Here is a 14905-nt window from a genome sequence, read left to right as displayed (position 1 = left end):
TTCAAGGAGAAACACATGCGAGTGAAATTCATCAAGTTCGGCTCGAACAGCGCCGTCGGCGGCTTCGCACCCGGCGACGTCGCGACGGTGTCGGACGAACTGGCGAAGCACCTGGTCGACGAGGCCGGTGTTGCCAAGTACGACGACGGCAAGGCCGTGGCCACGGCTGCGCCCGAGAAGAAGCCGTCGGACGGGCTCACCATTCCGCAGCTGCGCGAGGCGCTTGCGGCTCTGAAGATCGAGATCCCCGAGGGCACCACGCTCAAGGCCGATCTCGCGGCGCTGCTCGACGGCGGGGCCCCGCAGTGAGCATCACGCCATTGGCCGACGTGAAGGCGGCGCTGCGGTACATCCACAGCGCAGACGACGTCATGCTGCAGAAGCACCTGGATGCCAGCGAATCGGAGATCTGCCGGTTCCTGAATCGCACCCAGCTGCCCACGCTGCCGCAGGACTTCCCGCCCCTGTACGACGCCAGTGGCGTGCTCCAGCCCGAGATCGTGGCCACGCCCGCCAATGTCGCCCCCGAGGTGTTTCCTGCGGTGTGCCTGCTGGTGCAGGCGAAGGTTGATGCCGCATCGCCCGAAGACATCCCGGCGCTGCGCAAGGCCGCCGAAGGCATGGTGATGCCGTACCGCGTGGAGATGGGAATCTGATGCTCGCCCCCAAGTACCGCCACCGCGTGACGATCCAGGACCAGGTGTCCGTGCAGGACCAGTCCGCCGGCGACGAAACGCTGCAGTGGGTCGACGTTTACGTCGACGTGCCCGCCGAGTGCCTGACTGGCGCCGGCCGCGAGGCGATTCATGCGCAGACGGTCGAGGCGCCCACGGACGCACGCATCAATTTCCGTTGGCTTCCCGGCGTCGAGCAGCGCATGCGCGTCGTATGGGACGGCGCGAACTACAACATCACGGGCATGGACACCGACAGCACCGGCCGCCGTGAGTTGCGGCTGAAATGCCAGAAGGGGCTGACCGATGGCCGATAACCTGCTTCGCGGGGCCAGCCGCGTCGCCTTAGCCGCAGCTGGAGCGCCCCATGGCTGACACCGAAACCATGAAGGGCCTCGACGGCGTGCTGGCCAAGCTGAAGTCACTGCCACCCGCGGTGGTGAGCCAGCGCGGCGGGCCCGTGAAGACGGCGCTGCGAAAGGGTGGCGTCGTCATCCAGAAGGCCGCGCAGTCCCAGATCCGACGCGTGACGCAGAACACGGAGGAGGCGGGCTACGAGAGCACCCTGACCCTCGAGAAGGCCGTTGTCGTGCGGCGCGACCCGAACCCCCAGCGCAGCGGCGCGAACGAGCGCTATCGCGTACTGGTCAGCCGCAAGAAGTACGACGGACGCGACACCAAGGCCATTGCGACCGGTCGCTACCTGGAGATCGGCACCGAGCAGCAGCCGGCCGAACCCTGGATGACGCCGGCTTACATGAGCGCGCGCCAGAAAGCGCTGGACACGACCGTCAGCGAGTTGGGCAAGGGCATCGACCGCATCGTCAAGAAGCTCGAGCAGGGGGGCAAGTAATGCTGCCCGCCATCTTCCCCTTCCTGAAGGCCTCGCCGGCGGTCACGGCGCTCATCGGCGCCGGCACCGACCCGATCACCGATCCCGTGCGCGTCTACCGGCACGGCTCGGCGAAGCAGAACGTCGTCAAGCCGTATGTGACGTGGAGCGTGCCGGCCGGAGATGCGCAGATCACCTTTGAGGGCGCCGACGCCGACACGTTCCGCGTGCAGGTCGACTGCTGGTCCGACGACGGCCAGGAGATCGACGTGCTGGCCGGGGCCGTGCGCGACGCGCTCGAACCGCACGCCCACCTCGTGGCCTACCTGGCTGACGAGCGCGACCCCGAGACGAAGCGCTACCGGATCAGCTTCGCATTCGACTTCATCGAACCCCGCTGAAGTCTCAGTTTCTGCAACCACAGGCCGCCTTTGAGCGGCCTTTTTCATTTCTGGAAGGAAAGTCATGGCAACGCAAAAAGTCATCAAGAGCCAGAAGACCGAGGTCTTCTGGGCATCCGCTCCCACCGCCGCGACGCGCGCGGTGTGCGTGTCGAGCATCGTGGGCCTCGGCGGGCCCCGCAGTCAGATTCCGACGACCTGCCTGGATGACGACGAGGACGAAACCTTCGTCGGCGGCCTCGGCTCGCCCGGCCAGGTGACCCTGGCATTCAACGTGCACAAGTCCGAGCTGAGCCACGAAGCGCTGCTCGCACTGAAGGCCTCCGGCGCCGAGGTGTCCTGGGGCGTCTACAGCTCGGGGGCGACCGCACCGACGGCTGTCGATTCGGAAATGCAAGTCGCGGTCGGCCGCGTGTCGGCGATCTTCCTGGGCTACGTGTCCGACGTGAGCGTGGAGATCGGCGCGAACGACATCTGGAAGGGCACCGTGATCGTCCAGCGCAGCGGCCCGATCTCCTGGGACCTGCAAACGGCATGAGCGACTACAGCGACCTGTTTGTATCGGACACGGTGCACGAGCGCGAGGTCACGCTCAAAAAAGGCGTCAAGCGGAAGCTCTTCTTTCGCGAGGTGCCGGCCGTCGTCTTCCGCAAGTTCCAGATCGCGGAGCGCTCCGACGACGTGGACGTGCGCGCCGGCAGCCTGGCGCGCCTGATCTGCGCCGGCCTGTGCGAGGCCGATGGCTCGCCGGCGATGACCTACGAACAAGCCTGCGCGCTGAAACCGGCTGCGTCAGGTGCGCTGCTCGACATCATCCTGGAGATGAACGGGCAGGACGCGGGAAACGAATAGCGGCCAGGGGCGAGGACTGGTTCTGGCACGTCCTCGCCCTCGCGCTCGGCGGCCGCACGGTCTCCGAGTGGCAAAGCGTGATGACGCAGAACGAGTTCGCTGCCTGGCAAGAGTTCCACAACGACGCGCCGTTCGATGACCTTCACCGATACCACCGGCCCGCGGCGTTGATGGCCACCTCCTTCGGCGGTGGCGACTTCGACCGCGTGCTCGACTTTCTCGCACCCCCGCCCGAGGACGGATTCACCGACGCCGATCGCGACCTCTTCAAGGCCGCCGGACTTTCACGACAGGGCAAACGCACATGAGCATCGGCAGCATCACCGTCGACCTGCTGGCGAAAACCGGCAGTTTCGAGACGGACATGAACCGCTCGGCCAAGTTGGCGCAGCGGCGCGCGAAGGAGATCGACGACGCCGTGGCGAAGGCCGGCGAGCGGGTCAGCCTCGCGCTGGGGTCCGCCGGCGTGGCGGCGATCTACTTCGGCAAGCAACTCATCGACGGCATCGACGCGCTCAACGACGTGTCGGACGCGACCGGCGCGACCGTCGAGAAGATCAGCGCGCTGGAGGATATCGGGCTGCGCACGGGCACGAGCCTGGACACGGTTTCGGGCATCCTGACGAAGTTCAACGGCGCCTTGAAAGAGGCCGACGGCAAGAACGGCGTATCGCTCGCTCTGAAGGCGATCGGCCTGGACGTCGCGGAGCTGCGCAAGCTGGACCCGGCCGAGGCGCTGCGCGTCACCGCCGCGGCGCTGGCCACCTACGCCGACGACGGCGACAAGGCGCGGATGGTCCAGGAGTTGTTCGGCAAGTCGGTGAAAGAAACGGCGCCGTTCCTGAAGGACCTGGCCGAGCAAACGCAGTTGGTGGGCAAGGTGAGCGCCGAGGAAGCCGCGCAGGCTGAGGCGTTCAACAAGCAGATCTTCGCGCTGCAGAAGTACGCCATCGACGCCGGGCGCGCGCTGCTGAAGGACTTGCTGCCGGCGGTCAACGAGATCTTGCAGGCCATGTCGAACGGCGGCGTCATGTCCGCCCTCGACAAGTTCGGCGAGCGTGCCTTCGGTTGGACCAGCAACGCGCAGAGCAAGCGCATCGAGAGCCTGCGCAAGGAGCTGGGCGCCCTTAACGACGAGGCGGCCGCGATCAAGTTCGACGTGTTCGGCAGTAAGGCGGGCATCGCCAAGGACATCGAGGCGAAAACCGCTGAGCTGCGCAGCGCCGAGAAGGCCTTCCTGAACCTGAAGGACAAGAGCTATGAAGCGCAGGGCGGCATCAATCCCAAGCCGCCGGAGGAAAAGCCGTCGGTGGGCACGCTGCCGACGCCGAAGGCGGGCGGGAAGTCCCCGCGAGAGTCGGAGCTGCAGCGCTACATCGAGAACCTGCAGAAGCAGCTGCAGACCACCCAGGAGCTGAGCGCGGCCGAGACCGTGCTCGCCGACATCCAGTCAGGGCGCCTCAAGCTTGCGAAGGGTGAGAGCGCCGACCGTGCGGTGGCGCTGGCCCGCGACCTCGACGCCGCCAAGGCGCGGGCCGCGCAGCAGAAGGCCGACATGGAGGGCGCGAATGCCCGGCACGATGCGCTGCTCAAGGACGCCAAAACGCAGGAAGACCAGGTCAGGTCGCTGGCCGAGAGCAACAAGAGCCTCGAGCAAGAAATCCAGCTGATTGGCAAGAGCGCCGAGGCCATTGCCGCCATCGAGAAGGCCCGCAACAGCAGCAACATCGCGCTCAAGGAAGAGCAGCTCGCGCGGATGACGAACGGCGACTACATGAGCCGGGAGGCCGCAGCGCTGGAAGAGCAGATTCGGTTGCTTCGCGAGCGCGGCGCGCTGATCGACAAGAAGGGTATCGCCGAGAAGGCGGCCGAGGATGCGAAGGCGACCGAGCAGCTCGCGAGCAGTCTGGGCTCATCGTTCGAGAGCGCCTTCGAGAAGATCGCCACGGATGGCGGCAAGGCCTCGGACGTGCTGCGGGCGCTGCTGGCAGACACCGCGAAGATCGTCCTGCGGCTCACGGTGACGAAGCCGCTCATCGACACGCTCACGAAGTCCATCTCCGGCGGGGGCGCAAAGGGTGACGGCGCCGGCGGGGGCGGGTTCGATCTCGGGAAGATGATGGGCTCGTTCGGCGGGTGGCTGAGCGGGCTGATGAAGTTCGCCGACGGTGGCGATCCGCCCGTGGGCCGCGCGAGCATCGTCGGTGAGCGCGGCGCCGAACTCTTCGTGCCGCGCACCGCCGGCACCATCATCCCCAACCACGCACTGGGCCGCGCCGGCGGCGGCGGATGGGGTGCGCCTGTCATCAACAACTACGGATCGAGCAAGGTGTCCGTGACGCGCCGCCCCGACGGCCGTCCCGAGATCGCCATCCGTGAGATGGAAGCCGCACTTGCCGACCCCAACAGCCGGGTCAGCAAGAGTCTCCAGCGCAACTACAACCTGCAGCGGTCGCGGTAATGGCAAATCCCAGAATTCCAAACGGCTTCAAGCCGCTGATCGATGAGTACTCGGGCGGTGCGCCCACGGGCGTCTTCAACACCGAGGTCGCTGGTGGCCTGCCTCGCGCGGGTCTGATGTGGGATCGAGGCCCGCGGCAGTACTCCGTGGCCATGGTGCTGTCGCCGGAGAAGTTCAACGTGTGGGCGGTGTTCCTCGCCCGCATCATTGACGGCGGCGCGATCAGCTTCTACATGCCGATCGACAGCGGGCAAGGCCTCGAAGATCACCTCTGCACCATGGTCGCCGGCAGCTATGCGGAACGGCGGGCCGAGCGCAGCGTCTTCACTCGCATCTCGTTCTCGGTGCTCGCGGAGCCAGCGGTCTATCAGTACACCAGGGAGGATGCGCAGGCGCTGATCGACCTCTGGAACTTGGAGGGCGAGCAGGGCGACGATCTGCTGCGCCGGATCGCGCAGTTTGCGAATGTCGACACCACCGTGCTGGACTTCGACTGATGGCCCTCGACCTCGAGCACCAGCTGCGCGTGTTTCTGGCTTCGGCGCCGCAGAACATTCGATCGATCCAAACCATCGAGCTCAGCCACTCGGCGATGACGAAGGTGTGGCGGCTCTGGCGCGAGCCTTACGCCGGCGAGATCGTCACCGAAGACGGCCTCGTCGAAATTTTGCCGGCGAACCTGGAAATCAAGCTCGCCGGCACCGAGGGAAATCTCGATCAGAAATTCAACATCAACCTCGACACGACCGACATCAACGACGAGTTTCGCCGGGAGATGGACCGGATCCCGTTGGACACGAGCGAGAAGGTGCGAGCGGTATATCGCGAGTACCTCAGCGACGACCTGGCCAACGCGCAGACGACGGCCGTGCTGCAGGTCGAGTCGGTGGCCTACAAGATCGGTGCCGCGACGCTGTCGGCAGTGTCGCCTCGCTTCAACGTCACGCGCACCGGCGAGACCTACACCCCCCGCGACATCCCCATGCTGAGGAGCTTTCTGTGAACGTCAACGACTATCTCGGCCGACAGTACGAGAACCCCCCGTGCTGGCGTCTCGTGGCCGACGTGTATGCGAACGAGCGCGGGGAGGGCGTGTCCGAATTCCGCACGATCAACAACACGGTGCGGCAGATCGCGGCCACGTTCCGCTTGGCGCTCTTCAAGGGCGAGCACGGGTTCCAGCAGGTCGAGGTCCCCTCGAACTACACCGTCGTGCTGCTGAGTCGTTTCCCGAAGCTGGGCTGGCACCACTGCGGCGTGTTCTACGAGGGCAAGGTGCTGCACGGCAAGGCTGATGGCAACCTGTACCAGGACATGGCCAGCCTCGGCGATACCTACCCGCAAATGCAGTTCTGGGGCCGGCCATGAGAATCCGCATCTTCGAGCATCCCTTCGCGCCGTGCGCGCCTATCGAGGCGACTGCGGACAGCCTGGCGCAGTGGCTGCTGGACTACTACGGCGCGGCGCCGCAGAAGACGCTGCAGATCTTCGAGGGTGAGCCGTCGGCGGAAACCGAGATCAGCAAAGACATCGAGGCGATCCTCTGTGCTTGCGGAGATGACTACGTGATCTTGGAGAGCCCTGGCGCGGCGCTGCCAGCCTGGGCGGCGAACCTGCTCATCACGGCAGTTCTGACCGTCGCCCAGGCGATCCTCGCCCCGTCGCGCAAGCCGCTGTCGAACGTCAACCGGACACAGCAGAGCCCGAATAACGCCCTGGGTGCACGCGAGAATCAGGCGCGGATTCTTCAGCGCGTCGAGGACATCTACGGCACGGTCAAGAGCGTCCCTTCGCTGATGATGCCCTCGTACGTCAAGTACCAGAGCAATCAGCGAGTCGAGTACGGCTACTACTGCATCGGCCGCGGCTACTACAACGTGTCCGACGTCCGCGATGGTGAAACCGAAATCGGCACGATCACCGATGCGAGCGCGGCGGTGTATCCGCCATTCCACAGTCCGAACGATGGCAGTGCGCCTCAGCTCCAGATCGGGCCCGCCATCATCGACGACATCGTGTCGGTGCGCAGGTCGGTGGAGACGGACGGCATCACCTTGAAGGCGATGAACCAGCTGCAACTGCCGGCACAGGACTACTACATGTACGCGGCGCCAGGGCCAACGCGAACGATCACGACCGAGATGGGGATGATCGAGGTCCCGGGAAGCGCCAACGATCAGGTGCTGCAGTTCACTGGGAAGCCGAACTTCAACGCGATTGCCGAGGTCGGGCAGACCATCACGATCTCTGGCCTCGATGAGTACTACTCGCTCGACGGGATTGTTGAGGTGGTGGCCGGGGAGCGCCGCTACATCGACAACACAGCAGGTGGGCCAATCCTGTTCCTGCGGCTGGGGGTGGGCGACCTGGTGGGGTTTTCGGGCTTTCCGGACGCAGGGAACAACGGCACCTTCACCGTGGCTTCAAAGCCGTCTGATGCGGAGATCACGGTGACGACTGGCTCGCAAGTCGATTGGAACGGATTCCCCTTTCCGCCCACGATCCATGTGGACGGAGTCGTGCTTCACCCGGGCTATGCCGGGACGCGAACGATCACGGGGGTGCTGAATGGCGGCGTGGTACTTGCCGGCGCCACGTTCCCCGAGGACTACGGTTTCGAGCCCAGAATCCAGACCACGGTGGTCGTCAACAACGGTCTCACCGACTGGACCGACTGGGTGACGTTGCCTGCAGCGGATCGGACACAGGTCTGGATCAATGTCGTGGCCCCGCAAGGCATGTACGTCGACAACGGCGGCCGCTCGCCAACGTCCGTCATCTACAACCTGGAGATCGAAAAGCTCGACGGCAGCCTCAATCCCACGGGCATCGTGGAGACGGCGACAGGAGATCTCTCTGGAGCGATCACGGACGAGATCGGGGAAACGCTTGAGCGCGTGACCTCATGGGTGGGGCCGGCCAGGGTGAGGGTCCGGCGTTTCACGCCTTACAACTGGTATTTCAATGGGACCGTGGTCGACGAGATCAAGTGGGCAGATCTCTACAGCGTCTCGCCCGTCAGCAAGGCTCACTTCGGCAACAAGACGACCGTCCACACGGTCACTCGCGCGACGCCTCGCGCTACCGCCGTGCGCAACCGGCAACTCAACTGCATTGCGAGTCGGCTGCTGCCGCGCTGGACGGGTAGTGGCTTCACCGGTGCGTTCGATCCGGAGGGGCGCCACGTTTCCGGCACGCTGGAGCCGACGGCATTGATCCACGACATCATCGCCGCCGTGACGCTGGATCCGAAGATCGGCAACCGGCCGCTGGCGGAGCTCGACATGGTGCAGATGTCTGCACAGGTCGGCCTTGCCTATGCCATGCACCCGGAGGCGCCCACTTTCAACTACACCTTCGACAGCGACGGCACCAGCTTGGAAGAGACCATCCTGACGATCGCCAACGCTGGCTTCTGCGATGCGTACCGGCAGAGTGGAAAGATCCGGCTTGCCTTCGATCGCCCTCAGGCGAACAGCGTTGCGCTGTACACGCACCGCAACAAGCGGCCGGATGCCGAGACCTTCATGCGGTCGTTCGTCAACGACGCCGACTACGACGGTGTCGAGTTCGTCTACCAGGATCCCGACACAGGGCAGGCCGAAACGATCACGCTCCCGCTCGACGACAGCTACACCAAGCTCAAAAAATTCGAGATCCCCGGGATCCGATCTTTCCCGCAGGCCTGGCTGCGAGCCAACCGCGAGTACCGGAAGCTGGTTGGCCAGCGCATCACGGGCACCACGGGTGTGACGACCGATGCACGGTCGCTGTTGCCCAACTCGCGCATCGACCTGGTCGACAGCACCCGGTTCGTAGCCTACGACGGCGACGTGCGCGCACAGAGCGGCCTCGAGCTGACGCTGAGCCGCGAGGTCGCGTTCGTGCCGGGCGAAGTCCACGGCATCGTGCTGATGCGCCGTGACGGGACGCTGCAGAGCATTCCGGTGACGCCCGGCTCGGCTGCAAACAAGGTCGTGCTGCAGAGCATTCCAAGCGAAGCCATCGAGACCGAGGGAGGGCAGGACGGCATCCGAACGATATTTTCCTTCGGCAGCGACGGCGCCCGGGACCGTCAGGCTTTTCTCGTGCAGAGCATCGGGGTCCCTGATGGTCAGTACATCGAACTCTCGGTAGTGAACTACAGCGACAGCTACTACGCGGCCGACGACGAACCGATTCCACCGAAAGATTCGGTCATCAACTGACCGCAGATCACAACAACCAATGAGCGCCCATCGAGGCGCTTTTTCTTTGCCTGAAGGATCAAAATGCCAGCTATCAAGATCAGTGATCTGAACAACGCGAAGGTCGACATCGACTTCATTGGAGAGTTCGCCACCTCCGAAGACGAAACGGCGATCGACCGGATGGGTCGCACTCGCCGCACGCTCGCTGGTGTGGAGGCCTACATCAGCGATCACGGAATTTTGGCCGAATCGTTGGCCGCGCAAGCGGGGGCCGAGGCATACGCCGTTTCTGCTGCAACGGCCTCGCAGGTCGCCCTGGCCCGCGGCAAAACTTATCCGACGCCCGCGGCAGGCGTAGACGCGGGAGGCACTCCACCTGGCGTTGGCTTTGGCGAATACTTCACGGTCCCGAGTCCTTCGTCGCGGGACTCGCTCGACCTGTACCGCAACGTTGGAGGTGCGGCTGTGCTGCAGGTCGGCAAGTCGATCCCAGCCGCTGATGCCGTCAACAAGCCGAGTCAGTCGGGAAAAGTGAACGGCTGGCCAGATCTTTTCTTTCGTCGCTCGGCCTTCGGCGAATCGTTCCTCGGGCGCCGGCGGTACTTTGAGTACACGCCAGGCAACTTCAGCGGCTATCAGCTAGTTCCAAATCCCGCGTTTGACGGCTATGCGGTACGTCGGGTCATTGATGGCACGACCATTCCAGCAGGGCCACTCATCTGGCTCGACGAATTGGGCGCAGGCGAGGGTGACACGGTCACGGTCTACATCCTCGTGTCATCGGCGAATGCCGGTACTGCATACGGAGCTGGACGTTTTCTGGGGGAAGCCTTCAACGGTCTCGGCACGCAAATCAACATGCAGCGAAGCACTGGCGAATTGGGGGTCATTGCATCTGCGATTCCCCAGTTTCTTCGACTCTCGGAGGTGGTGCCGCCCGGCGCTAAGTCCATCGGCATTTTTCACTACTCGCAGACCGCGGGAGCTCGCCCCGAAATGGTTGCCTGCTGGGCGTTCAAAGGTGGCGTCGCGGCTGGCCCGGCCTGGCCCGTGTTTGACGAGACCACTTGGCTCACCCTTCGAGGTGAGCAGCAGCAGGCGACCATCGTGGCGCAGGCTGCACAGCTCACTGCCGCGAATACGAAAATTCTCCAGCTCGAGAAGTCGTCGCCAGCGAAGGGGCTGAGAGAGCTGAAGCTCGCACTGTGCAACCCGCTGTGCCAGTTCAATGGCGTCGTTCTGATTGGGGACAGCATCACGTTTGGCCTCACCACAACGGGCCAAAACCCTATCCAGCCCATGCCCCCGCGAAACGGAACGCTAGCTGATGCACGAAACAACGGGGCTTCGCCAAGCTGGGCGAATCTGCTGCACAAGTACCTGGGGCTGCAGTACTACAACGATTCTTCCGCCACCGAGTCGGCTTGGCCCGGCACACCTTCAGGCGTGGCGATCTTCGAGTACAGCGACTCGGTGGATTTGTTTCCAGGATACGACCCATTCATTCGTTCCAACACGAACGCGGTGGCACCCGTCGGGCTTTGGAACCAGGTCTACAGCCCCACGACGAAGCTTGGCTTCTACGTCCAAGGCAACGTCGCGAGTAGTCAGGACAACATGCGGCTTTCTTGGACGATGACCGGCTATGAGTTCGACTTGGTGTTCGCAGCGCAAGCGAACGGAGCCAAATACGAGTTGATCGTGAATGGGGTAACGCTCGGGACCTATTCGACACAAACCGGCGATACCGGTCTGCCTGTGTCGTTCGGCAACGTTCGTACTCATGCTCTTGGTGGTTTCAAACGCGATGCCCTTGTCGAGTTGCGGCTCGTGCCTGGCGATGGAGCGCGCTACAACTTCCGGGTGGAGGCAATCACGATCAACCGCAAGTTGCGGGTTACCAACCAAGGAATCATCGGCATCACCGCCGCGAAGTACGTTGACACTGACATGGTCGCCGCGGCCTGCCAGGAAGGTGACCAGTTCGCGATCGTGCAGCTTGGAACCAATGACCGCGCGATCTTGTCGTCCTATGGGCGGCCCGAGAGCCCCTCGACGCTTCGCTACAACATGGATCGGATCGCTGACGCCCTGGCGGTGATGGAGGTTCAGCCCGTGGTGATGTGCGCAAATGCCGTCCCGGCAGTGGTCGATGTGCCGCCGACCTACCGATACGGGATGGCGAAGGTGCGTGAAGCACTCCGGCAATTCGCCGACGACAGAAAGTTCGATTTCATCGACCACTTTGCATCCACGCGCGCGCTGTTCGCTGCTGGGGATACGGCTTGGTGCGAGCCTGCTGGTCCTCATCCTTTCGACGCTGGCCATTTGCTGATGTTCAACAACATCAAAGAGCGTCTCGACGCAGCATGAGCGTTTCCACGATCGCCGACCATTCGGCTCAAACCTTCAACCCGCGTCGGCGGGTTTTTTCTTTTCTGGAGGCTCATGAACCAGCCAAACCTTGATCCGGTGGCGGTGCTGATCCTGTTCGCGACGGCCGTGTTCAGCCCGGCCGTCGCGGCCGTGGTTGGGCCGTACCTTGTGATCCTGCTCGGCTCAACGCTCGGCGCGTACTTTCGCCTCGGCCAGCGTCCGTCATCGACGCGCGCAGAAGGTCTGCGGTTCTTTCTCGCGGCCAATTGCGCAGCGATCTTGTTCACGGTGCCGCTCGCGGTGGTCGCGAACAAGTACCTCCCCGGTGTCGAGGTGAACTGGCTTCTGGGCCCGATGGCCTTTGGGATCGGGCTGATCGGTGACCGCTGGCCGCAGATCGGCCAGTGGATCGCGCGCAAGGTCGCAATGCTGGTCGACGTGCTCATCCGCGCGAGGGCCAGCGACCACAAGACGGGAGACGGCAATGGCTCGTGAATACATCTTTGCAACCGTCACGCTGCTCGTCTGCCTCGGCATCGCAGGCGTGAGCCTGTGCCGGCTGCGGCTGACCGACATCAACACCCGGCGAGGAGTCCGAATCAAGTACTCGGCCCTCGGCGCCGGCGCACTCATGTTCGGCGTGTCGCCTTGGACAGGCGAGTTCCCCGGCTGGACCGGGATGACCTTTGCGATCGCGGTCCTCGTGGGATTGCTCACCAGCTGGGGCCGTTGGCGCACGCGGCCACCGCTCGAAACCCGCACCGACCACACACCTATCGGAGACAAATGATGGACGCAAACACACTCGCGCGCTGCACGGGCTCGACGCCCGGTGCTGCAGCCCTATACGCCGGGCACCTGACGGTGCAGATGGAGCGCTTCGAGATCGACACCTGCGCACGCTCGGCGGCATTCCTGGCGAACGTGGCGGCAGAGACGCAGCGTCTCGCGGCCGTGGAAGAGGACCTGAACTACAGAACCGCCGATCGCCTGCGCTTGATCTTCCCGAGCCTCTTCGTTGCGGCAAAAGGAGGGAAGCACCGAGCCGAAGACTACGTGCGCCGGCCGGACGCTCTGAGCGAGCTGCGGTATCGCGGTTATCACGGCCGAGGACTGCTGCATTTGACCTGGCTCGATGCCTACGCCGCCGCCGGCGCCGCGCTCGGCTTCGACTACGTGGGCAAGCCCAGCCTCGTGTCGCTGCCCGAGCATGCCGCTGCGACAGCGTGCTGGTTCTGGGCCGAGTTCAAGAAGCTCAACCCGGCCGCCGATCGTGGCGACATGTACGAGATCCGCGGCAAGGTCAACGGCCCCGCACGACTGCAGCTGGCCGAGACCATGAGCCTGCGCACCACGGCCCTGCGGGTGCTGGGGGCGGGCTGATGTACCGCTACGTCGCAATCGCGCTGCTGGGCCTCGTCTTGGGCTTTGGCGGTGGCTGGAAGACGCAGGCCTGGCGCTACGACTCGGCCGAGCTGGACCGCTCGCGTGCGGCGTCGCGTGACCAAGTCAAAAAGATCGAGCGCGGCGACGAGGCCGCTGCAAAACACGAAACCTTCAAAGCCAAGGAACAGATCCGCTATGTCTACCGCACTCAGCAGGTCGACCGCATTGTCGAGCGCCCTGTGTATCGCGATGCTTGCTTCGACGATGACGGGCTGCGCATCCTCAACGACGCGATCGCCGGACGTGAACCTGCAGGCGAGCCTGCGTCAGCCGTGCCCGGACCTGCCGCCGGTGCCCGATAGCTCAGGCAAGACGCTGCTGCATTGGGCACTAGCCACGATTCAGGAATACCGCGTGTGCCGAGACCGGGCTTTGCGCGCGGTTGAGGCTTTACAAATAGAGCCCTAGTGGGCCATTTGCGGGATCTTCAAAGCAATCTAATCTGCCGCCGGTGCCGGCTTCCGCCATTTCGCCGTTGCATCGATAACCTTGTCCAACTTCGAGAAGCTCTCCATGACTTCTTGGAGTGGAGTTCCGGGGTCGCTGGGGATGTTGTATATCCTAAGCGGGTTTTCTGAGAACGTCTGGATGGCCGATTCCATTAATTTTATTTTCATCTCCTCGTTTATTTGAGTTGCCTCTTTTTTGTATGCCTCATACGAGGTGGCAGATGCAACCTTGAATTCGTAATCCTCTTGAAGTCGAGATGCGTATCCGTATTGCCTGGCAGCAAACCACGCCGCCCACACCAGCGGTAACGAAAGAAGAGATCGCACGAGAAGTTGTGGCCATTTCACTTCCGCTTGTAGAGCCGAGATTAAGGAGTTTCCAGTGCAGTACATAGCCACAAGCGAGGCGCCCAGTAGGAGTACCCATCCGAACTTCGCTAACGAGAGACGGCGTGCTCGAGCACTAAATGCACCCGAAAGGCCAACCTTGCTGGATTTTCCAAGTACATCGTTGAGGCGCGGCTCTTGAGCCAGATATCTATCTATAGTTGCAGCAAAATCTGTACTGCTTTTGGCGAGTTCGGATTTTAATAAAGATATTTCGAGTTTTGCTTGAGATAGAAATTTTGCTAAGTCTACCTGCGCGGATTCTAAGTCCGAAATTTGCTGCGCGAGTCGATAGCGAAGTCCCTGCGTTTCCTCTTCTAGCTTAAGTGTTTGCGAAAGCCTTGCTTTTGCGGCTGTGCTTGTAATATTCCATTTCTTTTGCACTAACTGAATTAGTTGTCCCAGCGCTTGGTAAGCTTGAGACTCTTCCATTGAACCGGACGGAACGTCTGCTGCTGCTGCCCTTATCAGGCTAAGATGATTTACTATTTCTTGAGCATCTTCTGATGGGATGTACATCTCAAGATTGGTTAAATCCCCTTCAATTTCAAAGGTAAAGGCTCCCCAGAGTTGAACCAGTTGTCGAGGATTTCCGGCGTCTGGGCCTTCTCGCCTAAAAAACGCTGCAAGCGCCTTTTGGGTTTCGGCAAGTGAAGCTCTTAACGCTCCCAGCTCTGTGGATTCCATATTTTCCTTTTGGAGGCGCCCTGTGCAAACGCGACTTGTTATCTCAGCAACAAATCTTAACGCTGTATCCGAGTTCGATTCTTCTCGTTTGCTCAGCTGAGCGATGCGGGCTTTGGATGGTCGGATTTCGTTCCATGCGGCCCACCTGCA

The 14905-nt window shown here is 62.9% G+C and carries 19 protein-coding genes; 18 read left to right on the top strand and 1 reads right to left on the bottom strand.

From position 1 onward, the window contains the following. Positions 1-15: 15 nt before the first annotated feature. The 18 genes from RZE79_RS16735 to RZE79_RS16650 all read left to right on the top strand — a co-directional run bounded on the left by RZE79_RS16735 (position 16) and on the right by RZE79_RS16650 (position 13534). On the top strand, positions 16-309 hold the full coding sequence (locus RZE79_RS16735; RefSeq protein ID WP_319355488.1) for a hypothetical protein: 294 nt from the start codon (positions 16-18) through the stop codon (positions 307-309). Then, positions 306-656, top strand: a complete 351-nt coding sequence (locus tag RZE79_RS16730) for a head-tail connector protein (RefSeq protein ID WP_319355487.1) — start codon at positions 306-308, stop codon at positions 654-656. Before RZE79_RS16735 ends, RZE79_RS16730 begins: the two co-directional genes overlap by 4 nt. Then, complete coding sequence (locus RZE79_RS16725) at positions 656-991, top strand: phage head closure protein (RefSeq protein ID WP_319355486.1); 336 nt, start codon at positions 656-658, stop codon at positions 989-991. The genes RZE79_RS16730 and RZE79_RS16725 overlap by 1 nt, the downstream gene beginning before the upstream one ends. Before the next feature lie 50 nt (positions 992-1041). Further along, positions 1042-1527 (top strand): HK97-gp10 family putative phage morphogenesis protein, encoded by a 486-nt coding sequence (locus RZE79_RS16720; RefSeq protein WP_319355485.1) that lies wholly within the window; start codon positions 1042-1044, stop codon positions 1525-1527. Further along, positions 1527-1907, top strand: a complete 381-nt coding sequence (locus RZE79_RS16715; protein WP_319355484.1) for a DUF3168 domain-containing protein — start codon at positions 1527-1529, stop codon at positions 1905-1907. The genes RZE79_RS16720 and RZE79_RS16715 overlap by 1 nt, the downstream gene beginning before the upstream one ends. A gap of 64 nt (positions 1908-1971) precedes the next feature. Then, the gene (locus RZE79_RS16710; protein ID WP_319355483.1) at positions 1972-2445 is read left to right on the top strand and encodes a phage tail tube protein; all 474 of its coding nucleotides are present in this window, start codon (positions 1972-1974) and stop codon (positions 2443-2445) included. After that, positions 2442-2759 carry a hypothetical protein gene (locus tag RZE79_RS16705; protein ID WP_319355482.1) on the top strand — a complete coding sequence of 106 codons (318 nt, stop codon included), beginning with the start codon at positions 2442-2444 and terminating at the stop codon, positions 2757-2759. The genes RZE79_RS16710 and RZE79_RS16705 overlap by 4 nt, the downstream gene beginning before the upstream one ends. Positions 2760-2839: 80 nt before the next feature. Next, a complete protein-coding gene (locus tag RZE79_RS16700) occupies positions 2840-3067 on the top strand; it encodes a hypothetical protein (protein WP_319355481.1) in 228 nt (75 codons plus the stop codon). A 74-nt stretch (positions 3068-3141) separates the two neighbouring features. Continuing rightward, positions 3142-5220, top strand: coding sequence for a hypothetical protein (locus RZE79_RS16695; protein WP_319355480.1), 2079 nt, complete (start codon positions 3142-3144; stop codon positions 5218-5220). Beyond that, positions 5220-5717 (top strand): hypothetical protein, encoded by a 498-nt coding sequence (locus RZE79_RS16690; RefSeq protein WP_319355479.1) that lies wholly within the window; start codon positions 5220-5222, stop codon positions 5715-5717. Before RZE79_RS16695 ends, RZE79_RS16690 begins: the two co-directional genes overlap by 1 nt. Then, positions 5717-6223, top strand: coding sequence for a hypothetical protein (locus RZE79_RS16685; protein WP_319355478.1), 507 nt, complete (start codon positions 5717-5719; stop codon positions 6221-6223). Before RZE79_RS16690 ends, RZE79_RS16685 begins: the two co-directional genes overlap by 1 nt. Continuing rightward, on the top strand, positions 6220-6588 hold the full coding sequence (locus tag RZE79_RS16680) for a hypothetical protein (RefSeq protein WP_319355477.1): 369 nt from the start codon (positions 6220-6222) through the stop codon (positions 6586-6588). Before RZE79_RS16685 ends, RZE79_RS16680 begins: the two co-directional genes overlap by 4 nt. Continuing rightward, positions 6585-9428 (top strand): host specificity factor TipJ family phage tail protein, encoded by a 2844-nt coding sequence (locus tag RZE79_RS16675; RefSeq protein WP_319355476.1) that lies wholly within the window; start codon positions 6585-6587, stop codon positions 9426-9428. Before RZE79_RS16680 ends, RZE79_RS16675 begins: the two co-directional genes overlap by 4 nt. Before the next feature lie 63 nt (positions 9429-9491). After that, a complete protein-coding gene (locus RZE79_RS16670) occupies positions 9492-11783 on the top strand; it encodes an SGNH/GDSL hydrolase family protein (protein WP_319355475.1) in 2292 nt (763 codons plus the stop codon). Positions 11784-11858: 75 nt separating this feature from the next. Continuing rightward, positions 11859-12281, top strand: coding sequence for a hypothetical protein (locus RZE79_RS16665; RefSeq protein WP_319355474.1), 423 nt, complete (start codon positions 11859-11861; stop codon positions 12279-12281). After that, on the top strand, positions 12271-12576 hold the full coding sequence (locus RZE79_RS16660) for a hypothetical protein (protein ID WP_319355473.1): 306 nt from the start codon (positions 12271-12273) through the stop codon (positions 12574-12576). Before RZE79_RS16665 ends, RZE79_RS16660 begins: the two co-directional genes overlap by 11 nt. Beyond that, complete coding sequence (locus RZE79_RS16655; RefSeq protein WP_319355472.1) at positions 12576-13169, top strand: glycoside hydrolase family 19 protein; 594 nt, start codon at positions 12576-12578, stop codon at positions 13167-13169. The genes RZE79_RS16660 and RZE79_RS16655 overlap by 1 nt, the downstream gene beginning before the upstream one ends. Then, positions 13169-13534, top strand: coding sequence for a hypothetical protein (locus RZE79_RS16650; RefSeq protein ID WP_319355471.1), 366 nt, complete (start codon positions 13169-13171; stop codon positions 13532-13534). The genes RZE79_RS16655 and RZE79_RS16650 overlap by 1 nt, the downstream gene beginning before the upstream one ends. Positions 13535-13669: 135 nt before the next feature. On the opposite strand, the gene RZE79_RS16645 is transcribed toward RZE79_RS16650, so the two are convergent. Then, positions 13670-14755: a hypothetical protein gene (locus RZE79_RS16645; protein WP_319355470.1), complete on the bottom strand. Its 1086-nt coding sequence runs from the start codon at positions 14753-14755 to the stop codon at positions 13670-13672. Positions 14756-14905: the final 150 nt, after the last annotated feature.

Source organism: Variovorax sp. EBFNA2 (assembly GCF_033802765.1).
In the GTDB taxonomy this organism is placed as follows: domain Bacteria; phylum Pseudomonadota; class Gammaproteobacteria; order Burkholderiales; family Burkholderiaceae_C; genus Variovorax; species Variovorax paradoxus_H.
The sequence above is the reverse complement of the archived record's forward strand: the minus strand, read 5'-3'. Positions and strand labels throughout refer to the sequence as shown.